Genomic DNA, 23,327 nt, shown 5'->3' on the forward strand with positions numbered 1-23,327 from the left:
TGGGGGGCGGGCTGTCCGGCCCGTCCGTCCGGTTAGACTGACGCTCTCCTGCCCAACCCGCCCGCGCGCCCCATGGATCTGACCAGAACGATCGTCATCGGCAATTCCGGCTCGGGAAAGAGCTGGCTGGCGCAACGCATCGCCCGGTCGCAAGCGGCGACACTCGTGGATCTCGACCTGATTCACTGGCTGCCCGGCGGTTACGACGTGCCGCGCGACCGCGACGACGCGATGCGCGCGGTCAAGCGTGCGGCCGCGCACGAGCGCTGGGTGATCGAAGGCATCTACGGCTGGCTGGTCGAAGGGATACTCGCGGATGCGACGGCGCTCGTCTGGCTGCGCGTCGATCCGGCCGATTGCGTCGCCGCCGTCCGGGAGAGAGGGATTCGGCGCGGCGGCAGCGAAGCGTCGCTGGCCGCGCTGCTGCAATGGGCCGCGACGTATCGAAGCCGTCAGGGCTCGAGCTCCGATGCCGCACACGAGCGGATTTTCAATGACTTCCGGCGCGATCGCTTATGTCTGTCGAGCCGTGACGAAGTCACGGCGTTCGCGGCATCGCTGGCGGGTTCCCGGCAGGCGTGACGGCCTGCGGACGCCGCCCGCCGCCCGGGATCGACGCGCGCGTCATTTTGCGCTGCACGTGACTCCGTAGCGGACCAGATTGTTGTTGGCCGGTTCGGGATCGCCGCCGACCGTAATGGTGCGGAGCACACCCGCCGGGCTGCGATAGTTGAATGCGCAATACCCCACGCCGGTGCCGGAGCAGGCTTCCACTTCGACGATGCCGCGCTTCACCAGCGCCTTGCCGACGCCCAGGCCGTCCGGCGTTTCACGCGGGCGCAGCGGTTTCCACCCATGCGATAGCAGGATCTTGCGCGCGACGTCGAGCGGCTTGCCGTAGACATTGGGCACGACTGCGCGGCCGTGGCAGAACGTGTGCTCGGCCGCAACCCGGGTCAGGCGCAAGCCGCCGTTTTCCTCGCGCAGTTCGCCGATCGGCATGCCCACGCCCGAGCCTTCCCAGATCAGCAACGCGCCGCTTTCCAGCGGCTCGGCGATGCCGAGGTGCCAATCGGCGGCGCGCGCGGTGTACGCGAGCGCGATCAGGTCCGTCCCGTTGAAGATCGCGACATTTGCGTTGCGCGGAAAACAGATGCCGCTCGTGCCGCGCTCGAACCCGCTCGCGAACGTCACGACCTGATAGCGGCCGAGCGATGCCTCGGACGTCACGATCCAGCCGAGTGTCGCGACTTGCCGGCCGGCGGCGCTCGTCGTTTTCACGGAGTATCCGGAACAGAAATCGTCGAGCGAACCGTTTTCCGGCGAATGCGGCAGCACGCCGAGCGGCACGAGCGACGCGCCGGCGATCTCGGACGCCGTATGAACGGGATCGGCCGAAGCCGCGCCGCTCGGCAGCAGCAAAGCAGCGGCGAGGGCGGCAATCCCGGCGAGCCGACGAAGCGGATGGGAAGTGAACGAGTCGGACACGCGGACGTTCTCCGATGGAAAGCGATGCTCGTGTGGATGGCCGGCGACTGCCGCGCTTCAACGCGCGGCAGCCGCGCCTGCGCGCTCAGGCCCGCGCGACGACGTCGATGCGCAGCGCTTCGCCGCCGTCGACGATCGCCAGCAGACGATCGACGTTCGGGTGCGCGCCCGGGCGGTTGCGTGCGTCGGCCGTATGTTCGGCGAACACGGCGAGGCCGTGCTCGGCCGCTTTCGCGTCGAGCGTGCCGAATGCCTGCTGCAGATAGTTGTACACCGCGAGCGAGCCCTGCTTGCCCGGCTGGTTCTCGATGGTCGCGACCACGTCGCCGTTCGCGCCGGCGAGATCGATGCGCGCGATACCGTCGATGGCCGGCAGTTGCGCGAGATTGTCCTTGAATACAGGGGTCGGTTGAATCACTGAGAACACTCCGTCGGTTCGGTAAAGGGCATCGCGGGCCGTATCTTATCCGATCGGCTGCGGCGAGTCGGCGGCCGCTCGCGCGCGGTCGACGTCCGGGCTGCGATACGCGCGCTCCGGAATCTCCGCAAGCCGCGACGCATGCACCTGACGCGGCTCCAGCCCGTAGAACTTCTGGAAGCTCATGATCAGTGGCGACCATTTGTCCGGATCGATGCGGTCCGCGTGGCCGTCCATCAGCAGGTCGGGATGCACGTGCACGCGCTGGATGCGCAACTCGAACACGCAGATGCGCTCACGCCCGTCGGGGGAATCCTCGGCAAGCCCGTGCCGGGCCGCGACGACCGCTTCCATGTGCACCGGGCATTCGAGCGCGCGCGGCGGCGCGACGGTTTGCGACGCGGTTGCGGTGAGCCCGGCCGTGCCGAACTTGTCGGGTTCGAATACGTAGCCGCGCGCCGCCTTGGACGCCGGCACCGGGCTGGAACCCGTCGTGCGCGCGATCCGGTCGACCGCGTCCGCCTGCGCCGACGACGGCAGGTTCAGCACGCATTCGCCGGTGCGCATCAGGTTGCGGGTGGTCTGCGAGCTGGCGGCGATGCCGATTACGCCGCGCCAGCCGAGCCAGAACGCGGACGAGATCGGCGCGAGGTTGGGCGTGCCGTTTTCGTTCAGCGTGCTGACCAGCACGACGGGCGTGCCGAAATAGAGGATGTTCGGTTCACAGATGCGATGCGGAGCATTCATGGTCGGGGCCTTCGGGTGACGGGATCAGGCTTCATGCTGATCCGTCCGCCGCCGGCTGACGCTCCGCTTCTTGTGATGTCATTCGGCGATCAACTGCTCCACCAGCGCGCCGAGTTCGCGCAGGTGGACGGGCTTCGGCAGGAATGCGTCGAAGACAGACTTGTGCGCGTCCAGCCCGGCCGATTCATACGCGCTGACGCCGAGGATCGCCGCGCGCCGCGTGCCGTCCGCCGGCGTCGCCGCGCGGATCCGCTTCGCGACCTCGACGCCGTTCAGGTCGGGCAGTTCGAGATCCAGCAGCACGATGTCGTACCGGTGCTCGGCGAAACGCGCGACGCCTTCGCTGCCGGTGCCGCACAGGTCCGCATGGACGCCCAGCGCCGCCAGCATCGCGCCGAGCGTTTCGCGCGCGTTGTCGTCATCGTCGACCACCAGCGCGCGCCGGTCGCGGTATGCGGCCGCGTGCGGCGATGCCGGCGCGTCGCCCGCCGGTTCGCCGCTGTCGGGCACTTCGGCCGGCAGCGTCACGACGAACTCGCTGCCTTCGCCCACCGTGCTGCGCACGTCCACATGTCCGCGCAGCGTCGTCACGATTTCGCGCACGACGGCGAGCCCCATCCCGATTCCGTCCACATGCAGCCCGACCGCGTCGTTCGCGCGATAGAACGGCTCGAAGATCTTCGACAGGTGCTGTTTCGCGATGCCGGCGCCCGTGTCGCGCACGGCGACTCTCAGCTTCGGGCCGGCGGGCGCGTCCAGCAGCGTCGCGCTCACGTCGATCGTGCCGCCGTTCGTGTACTTGACCGAGTTCTCGATCAGGTTCGACAGCACCTGGCGCAGCAGCTTGCGATCGGAGCGCACGGCCAGACCGGGCGGATCGACGTGCTGCGACGCGTGGATGCGCTTGGCCGAGATCCGCTCGCGAAACGGTTCCATCGCATCGGCCAGCAGGGGCGCGATGCCGACGATTGCCGGTTCGGCGCGGCGCCGGGTGGAGCGCAGCTTGATGTAGTCGGTGAGCTCCCTCACCAGCGCTTCGAGGGACAGCGCGGAATTCTGCAGCCGCCGGATCGTCTTCAGGTTCGCGTCCGACTGCGGGCGCGCGAGGAGGATCTCGACCGATCCGCAGATAGCCTGCAGCGGCGTGCGCAACTCATGGCTGACCATCCCGAGGAATGCGTTCTTTGCCTCGATCATTTCGAACGCGCGGTCCGATGCCTGCTTCTCCGCGTCGAGCGCTGCGTCCTGCCGTTCGAGCAGGTCGTCACGCGTGCGCATCGTATAGAACAGCAGCAGGAACAGCGCGCAGAGGATCACGCCAAGCACGATGCCGAGGATCAGGATCGCGCGCTGCTTTTCCTTCAGCTGATGGAACGTGAAGTCGCGCTGCGCCATCTCGATCGCGCGGAAATAGTTCGCGAGGCCGTTGACCTTCGGCCAGTACGCGTCGACGTCGGCCGCCATGCGCCGCGCATCGCCGCGCGCATCGCGCAGCGCCGGCACCTCGCGCTGCAGCCGGGCCATGAATGCGCCGAGCGTCGCGATGTCGTCGCGCGCCTTCGGGATGCGCAGCCAGTATTGAGACACTTCCGACGGCCGCTGCAGAAAGCCGAACGACACCGACAGGCTGTCGAGCTGCATCTGGACGTGATTGAAGTCGTCGTCCTCGTGCGTCGCGTAGAGGATCAGTTGCCGGTCGAACCGCGTATAGACGTTCCGGTATTGCGCGGCGGTCCAGAACACACCTTCGCGCGGCCCTTCGAGTACGCCCTCGTTGACCGAGGTGGCGAGGAGGTCCCACAGCAGGAACGCCCACGCGGCGAACCCCATGATCCACAGCGAGCCGAGGACCAGGATGATTTTTCTATTTTTCCATCGCCTGGCGGTCATTTCACCGTCAGGCCGATGATCTGCCACGCGAACTTCGCTTCGCCGAGCGGCGTCTTCAGTTCGTCGGGATACTGGTCGCGCGGGTACATGATCCACAGCGGGCCGTAGTTGTCGTTGCCGAGCACCTTGCCGTTCATCGTCCGCGCGAGGATCACGCCGTAGCGATCGGCGTCGGACACGGGAATCGTGAACGTGTACTCGTCGATGCAGCGGAACTCGATCTGCGTGCCGTGCGCGCCGACGGTCTTCAGGATGTCGGACAGGCGCGGGCCGGTGAAGGTCGCCTTCGGCGTCCAGCTCGTCGACGTGACGATCGTGTGCTGGGGCAGCGCCATCAGCGCCTGCTCGGAGAAGACGTACGCGTTTTTCCCGGGCTGATTCGATTTCGCGATGTTGCCGTCGACGGTGAACGTGAACGGCGCGGCCCACGACGCGGCGGCGGCGCCCAGCAGGCAGGCCAGCAGCAGGCCTTGCAACCAGGTTTTCGGATTTCGCATGGTTTCCTCTTGCGTGTTGTCGATGTGCCGTGGGCCCAACCGGGTTCAGCCCGCGGGCGCGTTGAACGGCGGGGCGATCTTCAGTTCGCGCGCCACTTCGGCGAACAGGATCGGCAGGCGCACCGGCTTTTCCTCGCAGCGCGCGTTGTAGTGCGACACGATGTGCGCGATTTCGTCTTCGCTCGCTTCACCGGTCGAGATCTTGCCGGTCAGCAGGAAGATCGGCGCGCCGCTGTTCTCGCTCGAGCGGATGCCGCGCACGAGTTCGGCGGCGGTCTGGTCGCCGAGCATCCAGTCGAGGATGTAGCCGTCGAAATCCTCAACCTCGAGTGCCTTGCGGAACGATGCGCCGTCGAAGTACGGGATCGCGTTCACGCCTTTTTCGATGAAATATTCACATACGGTTTCGGCGACGTCCTGCGAATCGTCGACCACGGCGATCCGCGCCGCATACACGTTCGGCTGGGTCGAGCGCAGCTCGATCACGTCGACCGGATACGTGCGGCCTTCATGCGCGTGGTGGCGTTCCATGACGATCCATTCGCCTTGCGACTGGATCGCGACGAAATCCGTTTCGGCGTGGCTGCTGGCCTTGGTCGAGATCGCGGCGCGGCAGCGAAAGCGCCGCGACTCGATCACGAGCGTCGCGTCGATCATCTCGGCGGCGGCCGCCTGCGTGCCCTTGTCGTCGAGCAGGATCGCGGGCGGCACGCCGAAATGCGTCGCGATGTCCTGCAATTGCGACAGGTTCCACGGGATCAGGCCCTTCATCTTGCGGGTGATGACGGAGAAGCTGAGGCCGAGCACGTTCGCGATCGTCGTGTTGTGACTTCGCGGCGGAATGCCGTTCCGGTTCAGTAGGTCGCGCACCTTGTTGGCGGTGATCAGATCGACGTTGGCCTGCTCGCTGTTGGACATCTCGATGGGGTCTCCGGTGGTTTGCGCGTCGAAGCATAGCAAAGCTGACGTGCTATGCAAACTTCAAAATAAGAATCGGCTTGACATGCCGTTTTTCTTCATTATTATTGCTCACCACGTCACCTTTGTTTGTCGCGTCATGTTTGGGGCGCGACAAAGCGTGACAAACGAGTAAAGCAGGGAACCTGAGAGAGCCTTGGGCCGAGCGCCGGCGCGGTGGATATCCACCGCGCCGGCGCCCGACCGGGTGCGCGATAACGAGAAAGACTACAAATGGCGCACGCAATAGCGTGACGTCTATTACGGCTACTGGTATTCGGGCTATCCGTATCGGCGTCTGGAATCAGACGTACTGGTACGGCTATTGACCGCATCCGAAAGCAACGGGGGCAGCAGCGGGGAGACCACCATCGCGCGCCCGTCGCGCATCACGGACCTGCAGCGCAGCTCCGGCGAATACCGTGCGGGCTCGATGCAGCAGAGGGGCCGGTGCGTCGCGGCCGATTCCTACATGGAGCCGCAGATCGTCATCAGCGATTCGCCGATCGGCAACAGCGCGATCGCGCCGCCGCGTGCGTCAATCGCATCCGGCCGAAAGGCGAGGGTTCGCCGGAACGGCGCGCAGGCGCGACCCACGCATTCATCTCGAGCAATCGGCTCTCCGCCGACACGCGCCGATGCCGGACGCGTCCGATTCATTTAGTTCAAGTTCAAAAATACATCCAAAATATATTTGACAAGTACTAATCCATTCGTTCTGCACTGATTTTCAGGAATTCGTTTGGCATGATCGGCCCACTTCCATTTTTTTCGGCCGCATTTTTGCGAGACGCCGGGGGCCGGATGCGATCGCATTTCGGCGCCCGGAGCGTCGTCGTGCCGCGTCATGCCATACAGCACGCTTCAGTCCATTCGCCGCTACCAGCGCATATCGCTGTTCGGCGGCGCCATCGTCGTCACGATCCTGATCCTGATCGCCTGCGGGCTCGGGATCGCGTCGATCGTCTATGGGCACATCGAGGCCGAACGGCGCAATTTCGTGAGCGGCAAGGAAGAGACGCTCGACGAAATCAAGACGAGCGAGACGTCGTTCCGCAACGGCGTCGCGAACACGCAGCTGATCTGGCGGGAGATCTCGCGTGCGCCGGACAGCGTCGTCGACGCATTTTTCGGCAATGAACAGCGGATCGCGATCAAGCCGTATCCGTCGCTCGTGGTCGGCGTGCCGGGGCAGACCGGGAACCGCGCCGAAGTCTCGCGCTATCTCGCGTTGTCGATACTGTTGTCGCGCATCTGCGCGGCGAGCTCGATCAATCGCGGGCGCACGCTGGAGGGCTACCACTACAGCACGCGCACCGGGGTGTTCGGCCTCGTGCCGACCATGGACGAAGACTGGCCGGCGCTGGCGACGCCGGAGCGGCGCGCACGCGTGCTGGACGCGCTGCGCATCGATTTCGGCGACGAGCGGCCGCCGGCCGCGGGCGAGCGCCCGCGCGTGCGCTGGCTGCCGCCGTACGTCGGTCCCGTCGCGGGGCAAGTCCGGATCCGGATCGCCGCGCAGGCGTATGCGGATGGCGCGCCGTTTGCGGTCCTCGTGACCGAATATGCGCCGGAATACCTGCTGTCGTGGCTGCCTGAAGTGCCGTCGGACGGCATCTTCTTCATCACCACCGAGGATAACCGGCTCGTGACGATGGCGCGCAGCGCCGCCGCCGACCAGGCGCTGAGCGGACGTCTGCTGGGGCTGGACGCGCCGCGCGGCCTGACGATGCCGGACGCGCCCGTGTTTCGCGACGGCTTCGTGGTATTCCGCAGCAGGCTCGATTCGACCGGCTGGATCCTCGTCTACGCGATATCGTGGACGGACGTCGCGAAGGGCGTCGCGTGGCAGGCGGGCACGCTCGCCGCCGCGACGCTGCTGGCCCTGGCGGTCATGTGGATGCTGCTGGTGCGGTTCTACCGGCGCACGCTGATGCCCGTGTACGCGCGCTCGCAGCGCGTATTCGACAGCGAGGATCTGTGCCGCAACGTGATCGAGATGGCGCCGATCGGCCTTGGCCTGATTTCCCGGTCGGACGGAAGGTTGATGCTCGCCAGCGGAACGCTGACGAACATGATCGCGCGATGCGGCGACGAGAGCCGGACGCTGGCCACGCAGGTCGTCGCGCACTACGAAGCCTTTCTCGCGTGCGGCGCGCCCGAGGGGACGATGCAGGCCGTTCTCCCGCTGGCGGGCCAGGACGACGCCTGGCGCCATCTGGACATCGGAGCGCGTGGCGCGCGGTATCAGGGCGAGGATGTGTTGATCGTGGCGGCCGTCGATGTGACGGCGAAGCGGCAGATCGTCCGGAAGCTGGAGGAAGCGGTGCGCGCGGCCGATTCGGCGAATGCGGCCAAGTCGTCGTTCCTGGCTGCGATGAGTCACGAGATCCGGACGCCGCTCAACGTGATCCTCGGCAATCTCGAACTGCTCGAACGTTCGGCGCTCGACGTGTCGCAGCACGGCCGCGTGCAGACGTTGCGCACCTCGGCCGGGAGCCTGCTGGCGCTCGTCAGCGACATCCTGGATTTCTCGAAGATCGAGGCCGGCGCGATGTCCGTCGAGTCGATCGAATTCGGCGTGGTGACCGTAATCGAGCGAGAGTTGAGCGCGTTCGCGCCGGTCGCGAAGGCGAAGGGCCTTCAGCTCTTCTGCGAGATGGACGCGTCCATCTCGCAACGGATGCGCGGCGATCCGATGCGGTTCGCCCAGGTGTTCGGCAACCTGCTGAACAACGCGATCAAGTTTACCGACGAAGGCCGCGTGACCGCGCGGGTCTCCATCGACGATGCATGCGGCGCGCCGGAACTCGCTGTCGAGGTCGAGGACACCGGCATCGGCATTTCGCCGGAACACCAATGCAAGCTGTTCAAGCCGTTCTCGCAGGGCGACGCGTCGATCACGCGGCGCTACGGCGGAACGGGGCTCGGGCTCGCGCTGTGCGACCGGCTCGTCGCGGCGATGGGCGGCCGGATTTCGGTCGCGAGCGAGCCGGGCGCAGGGAGCTGCTTCACGGTTCGACTCCCGCTCGGCGCGGCCGTCGTCAAGTTCGCGCGCCCGAGCGTGCCCGGCGCGCGGGCGCTGACGCTGATAGCCGCGCATGCCGAATGGCGGGATTTCGTGTTGCCGCATCTGCGCGCGTGGGGCTTCGACGTCAGCGTTCACGACAGCCCGGCCCGCATGGCGGGCGATCGTCGCGCGCGGCCGGGCGCGGTCGTGCTGTTCGGCGATCCGGATACCTGGTCGCATGCGGAACTCGACGGCCTGCGCGGTTGTGCATCGATCATCGTCGCCACGCCGGATGGCCCGCTCGAGCCGTACCGCGCCGGCGCAACGGTGCGCGTGTCAAGCTACTCGCTGAGCGGGCTGCGTGCAGCCCTGTCGCATGGCGATGCAGGGGGCGGCAATCCGGCGCCTCACGATTTCGCGGCCGGCGCCCCGGCGCCCGGGGGGCAACCGCTCGACGATCCGGCGGCCGGCGATCCGGCGGCCGGCGCCCCGGCGCCCGGCAACCATGCACCCGGTGTCCCGGCTGTCGCCGCTGTCGCGATGCGACGCTGCGATTCCGGGTACCGGGCTGCGAGCAGCGCGGAGGGAGGCGGCGCGTTGCGCGTGCTCGTGGTCGACGACGAAGCGGTCCACGGTTCGCTGCTGAGCGAGCAACTGCTCGCGCTGGGCTGCACGGTGGCCGCCGCGGCGACTGGACAGGCCGTGCTCGAGTCGCTCGCCGCGAACGACTGGGACGCGCTGCTGATCGCCGCCGACATGCCCGACATGCGGGCGCACGCGCTTGCCGAGACTGTTCACGGCCTGGCGGCCGGGTGCGACGTGCTGGTCGTGACGTCGCACCTGACGCCGGAAGGTATGCGCCGCTACGCGCTGGCCGGCGTGCGGCGCATCTTGACGAAACCCGTGACGCTTGCGCATCTGCACGGCGCGCTCGCGCATGCGCGGCGGCGGCGCGACTTGCGCGGGCAGCGGTTACGCATGGGTGGCGGCCGGCAGGGACGGGCGGACCAGGAATCGGCGTTGCATGACGAAAAATCCTAAATGCACGATCGTGGAAGCTATGCACGAGATAACGAAGGCAGGGTGCCGGTTTGCATCGTCCGGCATATTTCAAATCAACCAAGGAGGAGAAGGTCGTGCGCCACGTGGGGAAGGTATTCGCACTGCTGCTCGATTTCGCGACGCTCTCTGAGAAATCCCGCAGGGAATTTCTGACGATGATGAACGAATTTCTCGTGATGTCGCCGCTCCAGAAACGGCGAGCGATCAACGAATGGAAAAGCAGGTTGGAAGACGGTTCGCGCGATCTGTCCGTCGATCCAACCCGCCGGTAGCGCGACGCGTCGCGGGGCGGGAAGCGCCGGGCGAAACGGCGCCGCCCCGAACGCGGGCTGGCGCGCAAGGCAGCCCGCCTGCCGAGGCTGGATGACGACTCGACGGCGGCTTCCCGCCTATCGGAAATATTTCGATGAGGCGCGCAGGCGCCGTGCGCGTGACTCCGGGCCCGTTCAACAGCGCGTTCGGTGCGCGCCGAACGCAGATGCCGCGCGCTGCCTGGCGGGAGCTGGCGAGCCTGGTTTTATCTTAAAATCATGTCACGCATGATCCGGCGGGCTGTACGCGGTGCTCCGTTTGCCTGACGGAACAAGAACGTTGCCTGGTCGAACCGGGGAACTGGATACGTGACTGAAAGCCTCGGGGAAACAGAAACATGGATGAATTTTTTGTGCGGGTGATAGTGGCGGACGATCATCCTTCGTCCGCGCTCGGGATGTCCCAGGCGCTCGCCGGCAGCAGCACGATCAAACTGCTGGGCACCGTCTCGAATTCGACGGATCTGGTCGAGGCGCTCGACGAGCAGCAGAGCGACGTGCTCGTCGTCGATTACGTGATGCCGGGCGGCAAGTACGGCGACGGTCTTGCGCTGCTGTCGTTTCTCCAGCGCCGCTATCCGGCGCTGCATCTCGTGACGATCACGATGATCGACAACCCGAGCGTGCTGCTCGCGATCCAGCGGCAGGGCGTCGGGTGCATCCTCAGCAAGTCGGACGCCATCTCGCACCTGGTCGGCGCGGTGCATGCGGCCTTTGTCGGCGCGAACTATCTGTCGCCGTTCATCAAGCAGTTGCTGCAGGACGCCGAATCCGTGCCGGTCGCGCGTGACTTGACGACGCGCGAGATCGAAGTCGTGCGGCTGTACGGCGCGGGCCTGACCGTCGGCGAGATTGCCGTCCAGCTCCACCGCAGCAAGCAGACCATCAGTTCGCAGAAATCGAGCGCGATGAAGAAGCTCGGCATCGTGCGCGACGCCGACCTGATCCGCTACGCCGACGAAGGCAAATTCCCGGATGCGTCGAACGGCGACGGGCCGCCGGGGGCCGCATAGCGCATCGCGGCGCGGCGGCCAGCCGTCGATGACGCATCGTCCCCGTGCGGGACAGACGAGATCGGAACGACATGCCTGAAAAACTGAAGAGACTCGTCGCCCATGCCGCTGCGGCAGGCCGCAAGCCATTCGATCCGGATCGGGTTCGGCGCCAGCAGCAGTCGTTGCTGTATGGCGGCGGCGCGGCGATCACGGTATTCATCCTCGTGTGCGCGGCGCTGGTCGTGCGACTCGAAGTCCTGGACTATTTCACGCAGGTGCGCGCGGCGTTTCTGAAGCGCGAGGCCGAACTGCATGCCGAGCTGCAGTCGACGACGCTGCTGCTCGGCCAATACGTGAATCAATCGCAGGCCCTGTGGCGCGCCGGCACGCAGGCATCGCCGGACGTGATGCGGGAATTCGCCGCCGGTCAAGGCAAGATCGTTCGCTACCGGTTCGGCCGTGCGGCGGCCGTCGGGCTGGCCAATCTCTCGCCGGAGAATCCGGCCCGGCTGTACTCGCCCTATCTCGCGCTGATCGTCCGGCAATTCGACGCGATTGCCACGCAGGTTCCGGTCGATGTCGGCCTGTCCGGTTACCTGATCAGCCTGTACGGCGACCTGCTCGGCGTGTTCGACCCGATCCTCGTCGACCGGGCGCTCGCGTTGCCGGCCGGCCATTCGCTGGAGATCCTGATCGGCGAACTGCTCCCTTCGAGCGCGCGTATCGTGACGCAGACGCCGGGCATGACGGGGCAGGACGGCATCGTGCTCGAGCGCCGCGTCGATCCGCTGCTGGGGCGTCGCGTGCTGCGCTTCGTCCGGTTGGTGTACGACGCCGACGGGAAGCCTGTCGCCTGGGCCGTCATCAACGGCCGTGCCCGGATCGACGACATGCTCGCGTCGCGGGCGATCGACGAGACATACGCGTTGATCGGGAGCGGCGGCAATGTGCTGGCCGGCGCGCAGCCGGACGGCAAGCTGATCGCGAAGGCGCTCGACCATGCGCGCGAACCGTCCGGCGAGCATGTGACGGCGCATCGCGTCGGCGCCCGCTTCGTCGTCAGCGACCGCATGCCGGAATCCGATCTGGTGCTGATGGGGACATTTTCGTGGCGCAGCATCGTGGCCGCGATCGCCGTGCCGGCGGGCGCAACGGCCGGTACGGCGCTGGTCGCGATCGCGTTGCTGTGGCTGGCGATCATGCTGTTCGATCGCCGCGCGCTGCGCCCCGCGAACCGCCGCGCGATCCGGCTGATCGAGAGCGAGGCGCTCAACCGCGCGCTGATCCGCTCGGCGCCGGCCGGACTCATGCTGCTGTCGGTGGTCGACGGCGACACGATGGTGAGCAACGATACGATGCGCGAATACGAGCAGCCTGCGTCGGAGCCGCCGCTCGGCAAGCGGATCTGGCAAGCCTATCGCGACAGCGCGCGCGGCCCCGGCGCGCCGCGCGTGATGACGCACGAGCTGGCCGTCGAACTGCCGGGCCACGGCTCGGCCTATCTCGCCGCGAACATCGTGCGCACGCGTTTTCGCGGCGTCGACGTACTGCTCTGCATGCTGCTCGACGTGACCGCGCGCAAGCGGACCGAACTCAAGCTGCGCGAAGCGCGCGAGGCCGCGGAGGACGCCAACCGCGCCAAGTCGACGTTCCTCGCGACGATGAGCCACGAGATCCGCACGCCGCTGAACGCGATCGTCGGCAATCTGGAGCTGATGGCGCGCGCATCGCTGCCGTCGTCCGAGCGGCGGCGCCTGAAGACGATCATGTCGTCGTCGGATGCGCTGCTCGCCGTGATCAACGACGTGCTCGACCTGTCGAAGGCCGAGTCGAACCAGATGGTGCTCGAACGGATTCCGTTCGACCTGCGCGCCGTGTTGCGCGACGTCGCGGCGATCTTCCGTCCGGTCGCGGATGCGCAGCATCTGACGCTCGATTGCCGGCTCGCGCCCGATCTGGCGGACGGCTATGTCGGCGATCCGACGCGGCTGCGCCAGCTCGTGTCGAACCTCGTCAGCAACGCGATCAAGTTCACGAAGCGCGGCGGCGTGACGGTCGACGCGCGCGTCGCGACGGACGACGCGGGCGTGCGCCGCGTCGAGATCGCGGTGCGCGACACGGGCATCGGGATTCCCGAGCCTGCGTTGCCGACCCTGTTCGACGTTTACATGCAGGCCGATGCGTCCATTTATCGGCGCTTCGGCGGCACCGGGCTCGGCCTGCCGCTGTGCCGCCGCATCGCGCGACTGATGCATGGCGAACTGACGGTCGACAGCCGTGTCGACGAGGGCACGACCTTCGTCGCCGCGCTGCTGCTGCCCGAGGCGCCGGCCGGCTGGCGGGATGCGTTTGCGGAGCCGGACGCGGCGCCCGATAGCGAGCAGGAGCCGGCGCTCGAGACGCACGACGACATGCCGCTGCTTCGCGTGCTGGTTGCCGAGGATCATCCGGCGAGCCGTGCGCTGTTGCGCGACCAGCTCGGCGCATTGGGCCATGAAGCGACCCTCGTGACGAACGGAATCGAGGCGATGCGTGCGTTCTTCGAGGGGCCGTTCGACGTCGTGCTGACCGATCTCGGCATGCCCGAGCTCGACGGCTTCGCGTTGACGAGGTTCCTGCGCGAGCAGGGCGCGGCGGTGCCGGTGATCGCGATGACCGCGCATGCGACCGACGAGGATTACCGGCGCTGCGCGCAGGCCGGTGCGGCAGAGGTCGTGCTCAAGCCGCTGTCGATCGACGCGCTCGACGCGGTGCTGCGGCGGCAGGCGGCGTGTGGCCAGGCGGCGGTTTCGAATACGGCGCATGCGAGCGGCAGGCATGCCGGCAACCAGCCGGTGATGTCGGTCGAGATCCGCGAGACGCTTCGCGCTGCAACGCTGCATTCGCTCGCGGTGATCGGCGACGCGCTGTCGAGCGGTGAAATCGATCCGGTCAAGATCGAACTGCATTCGATGCGGGGCGGCTTCGCGCTGGTCGGCGATACTGCGGCGCGAGATGCATGCGCGCGAGCCGAACGGACCGTGACCGAAGGCGGCATCGATGCGATGAAGGCGCATTGGCCTGCGTTCGAAGCCGAGATCGAATGCGCGTTGAAACGGCTGTCAGGGGCCGGGCAACGCGAATCGCGCGAGTCCGACTGACGTTCGACCGAGCGACCGCGCCGGCGTGGACCGGTGACGCGCGGTCGCAGGCTCCTGTCCATTGCGTCGCATTGCTCTGCACGCGGTGCGGTGCCGCGCCCGGGAATCGGCACATGTCCGTTGCGCCGGATGGTGTCGAAGCACTGCCCGTTTCGCGGCCGCTATGCCCGCTCTAGTCCTTTCTCATTGTTCGTCCAGCCGCGTCTGCTGTCGTCCGATCGGTTTTCGGGCACGTTTCGATGTTCCCCAGGCGCCGGCCGGTTCCACTTTTCCTCTGCATGAAATGTCATATTGATTTAAATATTATCGCTTCGATAACTGAGTCGCGATGCCGCATGGATGGGTTGAATGTGTGAATTCGGCTTCATTTTGTGTTGTTGCGCATCTGGCTATTGCAAAAAATACAACAATAATATTTTCAATAAAATCAATGAATTGGTGTATTTTTATGCTGGAATTTCGAGGATGGGCTGGTGGTTGATATGTGCTCTCGAGAATTTTAGTACAAGTACTATTGGTTTGGCTGTGAATATCGGACTGTTACTATTGCTCCATGTTTTTCCGGGTAAATATAATTAGCTCAACTCTGACGAAGAGTTATTTCCCTGGATTTAAATTGGAGTGAATCGTGTCAATCAATATCAAGAAAATCACCATCGCAGCAGCGGTCGCACTGGCAGCAAGCAGCGCGATGGCTGCAGACGGCACCATCAACTTTACGGGTGAGATCGTGGCCGCGTCGTGCGGCATCACCGGCGGCAACGGGACTTCCGTCACCGGCGGCAAGGGTAACCAGTCCATTGACGTCAAACTCGGCAAGGTCAGCGCGGATACGCTGAGCGGCACGGCCGGCGGCGGCATTGCGGCCGGTACCGCGATCAACCTCAACCTCGATTGCGGTGCGACGGCCAAGGGCCTGACCTCGGTCAAGGTCCGCTTCGATCCGGCTGGCGGTTCGGGCGTGGACGGCCACAACAACAAGCTGCTGCAGGTCACCGGTACCGCCAAGGGCGTGGGCATCGGCATCTTCAACACGGCGGGCACGCTGCTGAACCTGAACGCCAACGAGACGTTCGACGCGCCGCTGGTCCAGGGCGGCACGGCAGAAGCCCCGGTCTACACGGCCAACCTGGCGCTGCGCGCCGGCTACGTGGCGAACGGCAGCGAGATCGCTGCCGGTACCGCCAACGGCACGCTGCCTTTCACGCTGACCTACGAGTAATCAGCCTCTGGGCGGGAAGGTGGCTTCCCGCCCACACACCTCTATCCAATTCAATATGAAACGCTTCCAATTTGCCGGGCTGGCCCTGGCCGGCTCGCTATTGTTGTCTTCGGGTGCCTCGTTCGCCGGCATCACGCTCGACGGAACTCGCGTCGTGCTGGCCGCGCCGAGCAAGGAGGCGTCCCTGATGGTCCGGAACCGCGCGCCGGAGGACGTCATGATCCAGGCGTGGATGGACGCGCGCGACGAGAAGGCCGACGTGCCGTTCGCCATCACGCCGACGCTCAGTCGCCTGGGCGGCGACAAGCAGCAGACGCTGCGCGTCCTCTACTACGGTCAGGGCTTGCCCACCGATCGCGAGTCGGCGTTCTGGCTCAATGTGCAGGAGATCCCGCAGAAGTCAAAGAGCGACAACACGCTGCAGATCGCCGTGCGTCAGCGCATCAAGTTCTTCTACCGGCCTGCCGGCCTGCCCGGCAACGTGGAGAGCGCGCCTGCGCAGCTTCGCTGGCGGCTCGTCAATCGCAATGGCAAAGCGCAGCTCGAAGTGAACAACCCGTCGGCTTTCCATGTATCGCTGGCGTCGGTCAAGGTGCAAAGCGGCGGCCGCGAATATGCCGCGGCGGCCGAGATGGTTCCGCCGTCCGCCACGCGCGCTTTCGACGTCAAGGATCTGCCGGGCAGCGCCGCTGCCGCGGGTGTCAAGGTCCACTTCGAGTCGATCAACGACTACGGCGCCGTCGAGCCCCACGACGTAACTACCGCGAGTTGACGCAGGCGGCTTAAAGCGCCGCATTCCTCTTCATCTTCGTCATCCCGAGGCTCGTGCCGCGGGAGGGGAGCGTTCGCGCCTGCAAATCTGCGCGCGCCGGGAGATCAACTACTGAGAGAAATGGTATGGAATTCGTCAGGAAGGAAGCCGATGTCTGGAAACTTACGCAGATCAGCGCATCGTGCCTCGCGACGCTCGGATTGGCGCTGCCTGCGCAAGGCCATGCGGCCGAGTTCAACGAATCCTTCCTGCGCAAGGGCGATGCGCCTGTCGAGCTGAAATATTTCGAGAAGGGCAGCTCGGTGCTGCCGGGCAGCTACGACGTCGACGTCTACCTGAATCAGACGCTGGTCAAGCGCGAGAACGTCATGTTCCGAGCGGACGCCGAGGGTGCGGTCAAGCCGATGGTAACGCTCGGATTGTTGCGTGCCGTCGGCGTCAACGTCGCGCGGCTGGAGAAGGACGGGCGCGTCGCGTCGGGCGCCGACGATGCGACGGTCGTGGCGCTGGCCGACGTGGCGGATGGCGCCGCGGCGGAGTTCGAGTCCAACACGCTGTCGCTGAACATCAGCTTTCCGCAAAAATATGTCGCTCGAACGTCGCGCGGCTACGTGGACTCATCGCTCTGGGATGACGGCATTCCCGCGCTGTACAGCGACTATCAGGTCAACTACAGCCGCAACGACGGCCACGGCTACAACAGCGAGTACTACTTCGTCGGTCTGCGTAACGGCTTCAATGCCGGCGGCTGGCGTTTCCGCAACGAATCGACGCTGACCGGCACCACCGGCGCGGGGAGCCGCTTCAGCAGCAACCGTACCTACGTGGAGCGCGATGTGCGGCGCCTGCGCAGCAAGGTGGCGGCCGGTGAACTGTATACGTCCGGTGACATCTTCGACAGCGTGCGCTTCGTGGGCGCGCAGATCGGCACCGATCTCGGCATGCTGCCCGATAGCGAAGTCGGCTTCGCGCCGGTCGTGCGCGGCATCGCCGAGAGCAATGCCGTCGTCGAAGTGCGGCAGAACGGCTACGTGATCTATTCGACGCCGGTGCCGCCCGGTGCGTTCGAGATCACCGACATCTATCCGAGCGGCTCGAACGGCGACCTTGAGATCAGGATCACCGAGGCAGACGGGCGCGTGCGCACGTTCAGCCAGCCATACTCGTACCTGCCGGTGATGGTTCGGCGCGGCAGCCTGCGCTACTCGTTCGCTGTCGGCCAGTACCGTGCGCAGGGCACGTCGAAGCCGAAGCTCACGCAGGGCACGCTGGTGTATGGCGTGTCCGACAACTTCACCGGTTACGGCGGCGTTCTCGCCGCGGACAACTATCTGGCGGCCAACGTCGGCGTCGGCGTGAACACGCGCATCGGCGGCATGTCGATGGACGTCACGCATAGCCGCTCGCGCACGTCGAACGGCACGCGGCAGGGGCAGAGTATCCGGTTCCTTTACTCGAAGACGCTCTATCCGACCGGTACGACGTTCACGATGGTCGGCTACCGCTATTCGACCGATGGCTATCGGACGCTGGCGCAGCACGTCGAGGAACGGGATCGTTCGTACAGTCCGCGCCTGATGCGGCAGAAAAGCCGGCTGGACGTGAACGTCAATCAGCCGCTGGCGAGCGGTTCGATGTTCGTCGGCGTGGGCGACACGACGTACTGGAACGGCGAAGGGCGCAGCCGCCGTTACCAGGTCGGCTACAGCAACAGCTACAAAAACGTCAGCTATAGCGTGTCGGCGTCGCATATCAAGGAGTCGGGCCCGTTCGCGCGGCCGGACACGCAGTTCAACGTGTCCGTGAGCATCCCGCTCGGCAAGGCGTCGAGCACGCATCGCGTCTACGCGAATGCGGTCTCGTCGACGAACGGCGACTTCAACATGCAGACCGGCGTGTCGGGGTACCTGAACGACAGCAACACGCTCAACTACGGCGTGCAGGCCGGGTACAGCCGCAACGGCGGCGGATCGGGCGGCGTCAGCGCCGGTTGGGACACACCGAATGCGAAGCTCACCGGCAATTTCAACCAGGACCGCTCGGGCCGCCATCTGGATGTCGGCGCCGCGGGCTCGGTGGTCGTGCATCGCGGCGGCATCACGACGGGGCAGCCGCTCGGCGAGACGTTCGCGGTGGTCGAGGTGCCGAAGGTGTCCGGCGCGACGTTCGGATCGTCGACAGTCCGTACCGACCGGCGCGGCTACGCGATCGTGCCGTATTTGCAGCCGTACCGACAGAACTGGCTGAACATCGATCCGTCGAGCCTCGGCACTGAAACCGAGATTGCCGACAACGCGAAGAGCGTGGTGCCGACGCGCGGCGCGATCGTGGCGGCGCGCTTCGAAGCAGAGTCGGGGCGGCGCGTGCAGTTCGAATTGAGCGGTGGAGAAGGCGGCAAGGTGCCGTTCGGCGCGCAGGCGTACGACGCGAAGGGCAAGCTGCTCGGCATGGTGGACAACCAGTCGCGGCTGCTGGTGTTCGGAATCGAGGACAAAGGCAGCATCGATGTTCGCTGGGGCGACAAGCAATGCACGATCGGCTACGCGCTGAAGCCGCAGAACAAGGAACTGGCCTATGAGCGTGTGGCGGCAAGTTGTACGCGCGCCAGCACGGTTGCTGGCGTCGAGTGATCGGCTTGTAGAAAGCACTCCCCTGAATCAGAGATACGAGAGGCATTCATGCATCGTCAAACATATACGCAATACCGCTCGGAGTTATCGCGCTGGGGCATGACCCAGTGCCGCATGGTCATGCTTGGGGTCATGCTGCTGCTCGGGTGCGGCTGGAGTGTGCAGGCCGAGGCAGTGTGTCAGTTGGCTTCGGGTAGTGGCTCGCCGCCTTCCCAGATACGAATTCCGGCGCTGCCGGCCACTACCACGCTGAAGCCCGCCGCCATCGGCGCAGTGATGGCCTCCTATAAGCTCGATATGATTAGCTATGGCGATAGAAGCGAGTGGACGTGCCAGGACGGAGTCGGAGACCATTGGGGCATGGGAGCATTGACGACCACGCTTGCGCTGCAGGATGAGAGCAGGAGAATCTACGAAACCGGCGTGCCCGGTATTGGCATTCGTATCGGCTTCTCGGGCTATTACCCGTGGGGGGACACCTTCATTTTACCTTTCGACAAAAACGCTTGGGGTGGCTCGTCGGGGACAGGGTTCGCTATCTTTTCGATCGTCACCAAGGTGCTCATCGAGTTCATCCGCACCGGGATGGAGGTGGGAAAGGGCCCCATGACGCCCTTCAATTTGAGTACTGACTTTCATATCAGCACCAACCCGCAGACCCGTATTCCCATCACGGGCACCCAATTGAAGACCACGCTGGTGCAGAACTTCTACTACACGAGCTGCTATAACCCCGCACCACCGCCTACCGTCAATCTGGGACGCGTTTCCGCGTGGGATCTCAAGAAGGGAAACGTGACGCAGCAGGACTTTTCGCTGGACATCCGCTGCGATGGCATGAACCCGACCACGAAGCCGGCCGTGAAGATTTACTTTGCGGGCAACTCGCCGCGCGACGGCCTGCTGCTCACGGACGGGCAAGGTCAGGCCGGCATGGCCCAGGGCGTGGGTGTCGCGCTGACCGACAGCAACGGCACCGATTTGCCGTTTGCCAAGGAGCGGGCGCTGCCGACGACCTGGACCTCCAGCGGCACCAATACCGAGCTCTACCGATTCCGGGGCAAGGCCCGCTACGTTGCCAGCGGCGGAGAGGTCAAAGCCGGGCGGGCGGATGCTACGCTGACCTACATTCTTCAATACAACTGACCGGATTCACGAACAGGGCGGTGAAGCCATTGCCGTCGCTTTAGCGCGTTCCGCATCGGCCCGCTGCAATTGTGTTCAACCATCGCGGACACAGCAGAGCAACCACGCACGCGCTAGTGCACGCCGGTTGAGCGCCACCTGTCATCGTCAGCGCCGCTCGCGCGCATCTGCGCAACCCGTTCGCCCGATCGCGGGCCAACGTTCAACGGCTATCACTACAGCATCCGCGTTGGTGTGTTCGAGCTTGTGCCGAGCGGCAACCGCAGCGATCCTGCGGCGGTATCGTCGGATAGTCACATGCATGTTCCGCACCGTTCCCGCGCCGCGATCGCCGGATGTGCGGCGGTATCGATGCGATGCGCGGCGCAATCCCGACGCATTCAAATCCCGATATATCTCAAAATCACGGCAACATTTTGTCCGGCTGACCGAATTCGGCCAGCCATTGACGCGATGATAAAAGCATGCACGTCGCCGCGATGAGTCGGTACGTGACTGCAAAGCCTCGGGGAAGACAGGAACATGGACGAATTCCTTGTGCGCGTGATGGTGGCAGACGATCATCCGGCATCCGCGCTCGGCATGTCACAGGCGATGCAGGGCAACAGCACGATCAATCTCGTGGGCGCCGTTTCGAACTCGACGGATCTGGTCGCCGCGCTCGATACGCAGCAGTGCGACGTGCTCGTGCTCGATTATGTAATGCCCAGCGGTAAGTATGGCGATGGACTGACACTGTTGTCATTTCTGCAACGGCGCTATCCGGCGTTGCATATCGTAACGATGACGATGATCGACAATCCGAGCGTGCTGGGCGCGATCCGCAAGCAGGGCGTGAACTGCATCCTCAGCAAATCGGACGCGATCTCGCATCTGATCGGTGCGGTGCACGCGGCCTATGTCGGCGCGAACTACATGTCGCCGCATATCAAGCAGCTGCTGCAAGACGTCGATACGACACCGGCCGCACGCGCATTGACGATGCGCGAGACCGAGGTGGTGCGGCTCTGCTGCGCGGGCTACACGGTCGGCGAGATTGCGACCCAGCTGCATCGCAGCAAGCAGACCATCAGTTCGCAGAAGGCGAGCTTCCGGACGCGCCGGAATCCGTATAGCGCGTCGTGTTACGACGCGGCTGTCTGCCGTCGACACAGGTCACCGATATTCGAGCGTGAAAGTGAGCACGCCGTTCGCCTTGCCGCCCGTGACCCTCGGTGCGGTCTGAATATAGCGGGCTCCGAGTCCGATCGACATGCTTCCGTTGGACGTGACGCCGACGGCGCGACTCTCGCCGATCGGGAACGGCTTGTTCGCCCACGTGTCGAGCATCTGAATGCCGATGCCTGTGGCCGTTGCATCCGACAGATTGATCGTGCCGGGATAGCCGGGATTTTTATAGGTGTCGTCAAGCGTCAGACTGACCGCGGTACCGGGCGTGCAGGTCAGGTCGATGGTGAACGGCCGAACCTGCGCCGCCGTGCCCGGGCCATTGAAATCACTCTGCGGCACGCGTCCCAGCACCACGCCGATATTGTTCTTGATGACATCGCAGGACGCGCTGACGATCTCGGCCGAAGCAAAAGTAAAAGAAAGAAGATCCTTGTCGTATTTGTCGCCAAAGAATGATTCCGGCTTGCTCATCATCGTAATTTTCGGAAAGGTGAACGTGCCTCCGGTAACGGTTCCGGTCCTGATCAGTTCGAAAGTGTGCGTCAACGTGTACGTATTCGTTATCGGAATGATCGGCCTGTGAGGAAACGGTACGCCGAGCGATGTGAGCGGGCTGTTGAGCGGCGACGAACCGAACGCATACTTCTGGCCGTTGTAGTTGGTGATCGTCCAGTCGAGAGCAATGCCCGAAACACTCGTTTCAAAGCCCCGGCTGGTGTTTGTTCGCGCCTCGTTGTACGGCGATTTGAAGATGACCGCGAAAGACCCGGTCGGATAATACTTGTTCGTACACTCGATCGTGGTGGTGACCGTTTGGGTAGCTAAAACGCTGCCAATCGGCGTCTTGCGCGTCACGGCGATGCGGGAGGGAAACTTGATTTGCGTCGTCGGTGAGCCGACCGGAATGCAGACGTCGGTCAGTGCCGCCCGCGCGTGATGCGGCAACAGTACGCCGCAGGCGGCCAGCAGAAACAGCGTGCCGAGCGCGCGGCGAGCCGGATTGGCCGCCGCGTTCGTGGCTTCGGCAGGCCGGAGCGCAGATCGGTGCGAGCAGCGAATCGCTTGTCGTGGGCGAGGCAGGTATTTCATGTGCAGGCCTGAAGTCATATGTTCGTACGTTGATGTGGAGATTGCAGTTCGCCTGTCGCCACGATCAAACGCATCGGTGAAAAGGGCGAAAAGATACGGGCGTCGGCGGTACCGTCACGGTGTGCGCGCAACTGGTTGCGCGCAGCGCCTCACGATCCGTTCGTACGTCAGCGCATTGTTCCGCTGCGGCAATCCGTAGGCGACCGTGCAGCTTCCGTTGGTCCAGCGCACGTCGACGCTGCCGTGATCCTCGATGCCGAACACCAGCAGGAGCGACTGGTTGTCGATCATGCCGAGCAGCTTGCCGTTCTTGTCGTACGCCTGTGCGCCGAACGGCACCTTGCCGCCCGCGTCGCGAGTCAGTTCGACCTCGGTGCCGACGCTCGCCGGGCTGATATTCAGCCAGTTCGTGCGATACGGTGCAGATACGGAACGACTGCGTAGCCGCGCGGGTCGGTGCGGACCGACTCCGTGCGGAAGGGCGCGCCGGACACGTTCGGCACTTCGGCGATCGCGAATGTCTCGCCGACCGGCTGGCCTAGCGTGACGCCGCCGTCATGCACAACCACCGAGCCGGCGGCGCTGGCGTCGACATGCCTGTTGCCGCGGCTCTGGTTTGCCTGAATTGTCAGGTGCCGTGGTGTCCGAGGGAATATGACAAATACCATTCCTCGATAGCGAGGTAATGGGACAAGTACTAAAGTGGATTTGATGCGAGTTTGGCGCTTCGTTTTCACGACCGGTGCGCAAGCCGGCGCGGATCGGACACGGAGTCGCAGTGCC

18 protein-coding genes and 1 pseudogene are annotated in these 23,327 nt (G+C 65.0%); 10 read left to right on the forward strand and 9 right to left on the reverse strand.

Going from position 1 to position 23,327, the window contains the following annotated elements:
- Positions 1–72 precede the first annotated feature (72 nt).
- The gene (locus WT26_RS21550) at positions 73–582 is read left to right on the forward strand and encodes an adenylate kinase (RefSeq protein WP_059893731.1); all 510 of its coding nucleotides are present in this window, start codon (positions 73–75) and stop codon (positions 580–582) included.
- Positions 583–624: 42 nt separating this feature from the next.
- Here the strand turns inward: WT26_RS21550 and WT26_RS21555 are convergent, their stop codons facing one another.
- The 6 genes from WT26_RS21555 to WT26_RS21580 form a co-directional block, all read right to left on the reverse strand.
- On the reverse strand, positions 625–1,488 hold the full coding sequence (locus WT26_RS21555) for a PASTA domain-containing protein (protein ID WP_069273905.1): 864 nt from the start codon (positions 1,486–1,488) through the stop codon (positions 625–627).
- A gap of 85 nt (positions 1,489–1,573) precedes the next feature.
- Positions 1,574–1,906 carry a DUF2322 family protein gene (locus tag WT26_RS21560; protein WP_069273906.1) on the reverse strand — a complete coding sequence of 111 codons (333 nt, stop codon included), beginning with the start codon at positions 1,904–1,906 and terminating at the stop codon, positions 1,574–1,576.
- A gap of 45 nt (positions 1,907–1,951) precedes the next feature.
- Entirely contained in the window at positions 1,952–2,653 is a 702-nt protein-coding gene (locus WT26_RS21565) for a flavin reductase family protein (RefSeq protein WP_069273907.1), read from the reverse strand.
- Between the two features lie 78 nt (positions 2,654–2,731).
- On the reverse strand, positions 2,732–4,543 hold the full coding sequence (gene atsR / locus WT26_RS21570) for a hybrid sensor histidine kinase/response regulator AtsR (protein WP_069273908.1): 1,812 nt from the start codon (positions 4,541–4,543) through the stop codon (positions 2,732–2,734).
- A complete protein-coding gene (locus WT26_RS21575) occupies positions 4,540–5,040 on the reverse strand; it encodes a molybdopterin-dependent oxidoreductase (protein WP_069273909.1) in 501 nt (166 codons plus the stop codon). Before WT26_RS21575 ends, atsR begins: the two co-directional genes overlap by 4 nt.
- Before the next feature lie 45 nt (positions 5,041–5,085).
- A complete protein-coding gene (locus WT26_RS21580) occupies positions 5,086–5,958 on the reverse strand; it encodes a response regulator (RefSeq protein ID WP_069273910.1) in 873 nt (290 codons plus the stop codon).
- A gap of 886 nt (positions 5,959–6,844) precedes the next feature.
- Here WT26_RS21580 and WT26_RS21585 point away from each other — a divergent pair.
- The 9 genes and pseudogenes from WT26_RS21585 to WT26_RS36095 all read left to right on the forward strand — a co-directional run.
- Positions 6,845–10,048, forward strand: coding sequence for a hybrid sensor histidine kinase/response regulator (locus tag WT26_RS21585; protein ID WP_069273911.1), 3,204 nt, complete (start codon positions 6,845–6,847; stop codon positions 10,046–10,048).
- Positions 10,049–10,143: 95 nt separating this feature from the next.
- Positions 10,144–10,341 carry a hypothetical protein gene (locus tag WT26_RS21590; protein WP_029227094.1) on the forward strand — a complete coding sequence of 66 codons (198 nt, stop codon included), beginning with the start codon at positions 10,144–10,146 and terminating at the stop codon, positions 10,339–10,341.
- A gap of 377 nt (positions 10,342–10,718) precedes the next feature.
- On the forward strand, positions 10,719–11,393 hold the full coding sequence (locus WT26_RS21595) for a response regulator transcription factor (RefSeq protein ID WP_069273912.1): 675 nt from the start codon (positions 10,719–10,721) through the stop codon (positions 11,391–11,393).
- A 71-nt stretch (positions 11,394–11,464) separates the two neighbouring features.
- Complete coding sequence (locus tag WT26_RS21600) at positions 11,465–14,515, forward strand: hybrid sensor histidine kinase/response regulator (RefSeq protein WP_069273913.1); 3,051 nt, start codon at positions 11,465–11,467, stop codon at positions 14,513–14,515.
- A 628-nt stretch (positions 14,516–15,143) separates the two neighbouring features.
- The gene (locus WT26_RS21605; RefSeq protein WP_230461702.1) at positions 15,144–15,737 is read left to right on the forward strand and encodes a fimbrial protein; all 594 of its coding nucleotides are present in this window, start codon (positions 15,144–15,146) and stop codon (positions 15,735–15,737) included.
- Positions 15,738–15,792: 55 nt separating this feature from the next.
- Positions 15,793–16,509, forward strand: coding sequence for a molecular chaperone (locus WT26_RS21610; RefSeq protein WP_069270819.1), 717 nt, complete (start codon positions 15,793–15,795; stop codon positions 16,507–16,509).
- 125 nt (positions 16,510–16,634) lie between these two features.
- Positions 16,635–19,139, forward strand: a complete 2,505-nt coding sequence (locus WT26_RS21615; RefSeq protein ID WP_069270820.1) for a fimbria/pilus outer membrane usher protein — start codon at positions 16,635–16,637, stop codon at positions 19,137–19,139.
- A 48-nt stretch (positions 19,140–19,187) separates the two neighbouring features.
- The gene (locus WT26_RS37460) at positions 19,188–20,285 is read left to right on the forward strand and encodes a fimbrial protein (protein ID WP_155123162.1); all 1,098 of its coding nucleotides are present in this window, start codon (positions 19,188–19,190) and stop codon (positions 20,283–20,285) included.
- Positions 20,286–20,807: 522 nt separating this feature from the next.
- Positions 20,808–21,374 (forward strand): annotated as a pseudogene (locus WT26_RS36095) (response regulator); the annotation flags it as partial.
- Positions 21,375–21,440: 66 nt separating this feature from the next.
- Here the strand turns inward: WT26_RS36095 and WT26_RS38090 are convergent.
- The 3 genes from WT26_RS38090 to WT26_RS38490 all read right to left on the reverse strand — a co-directional run bounded on the left by WT26_RS38090 (position 21,441) and on the right by WT26_RS38490 (position 23,212).
- Positions 21,441–22,544, reverse strand: a complete 1,104-nt coding sequence (locus WT26_RS38090) for a fimbrial protein (protein ID WP_060153543.1) — start codon at positions 22,542–22,544, stop codon at positions 21,441–21,443.
- Between the two features lie 114 nt (positions 22,545–22,658).
- The gene (locus WT26_RS38485; protein WP_059852666.1) at positions 22,659–22,883 is read right to left on the reverse strand and encodes a FimD/PapC C-terminal domain-containing protein; all 225 of its coding nucleotides are present in this window, start codon (positions 22,881–22,883) and stop codon (positions 22,659–22,661) included.
- A gap of 59 nt (positions 22,884–22,942) precedes the next feature.
- Positions 22,943–23,212 carry a fimbria/pilus outer membrane usher protein gene (locus WT26_RS38490; protein WP_080485709.1) on the reverse strand — a complete coding sequence of 90 codons (270 nt, stop codon included), beginning with the start codon at positions 23,210–23,212 and terminating at the stop codon, positions 22,943–22,945.
- Positions 23,213–23,327 lie beyond the last annotated feature (115 nt).

It is taken from the genome of Burkholderia cepacia, assembly GCF_001718835.1.
Taxonomy (GTDB): Bacteria; Pseudomonadota; Gammaproteobacteria; order Burkholderiales; family Burkholderiaceae; genus Burkholderia; species Burkholderia cepacia_F.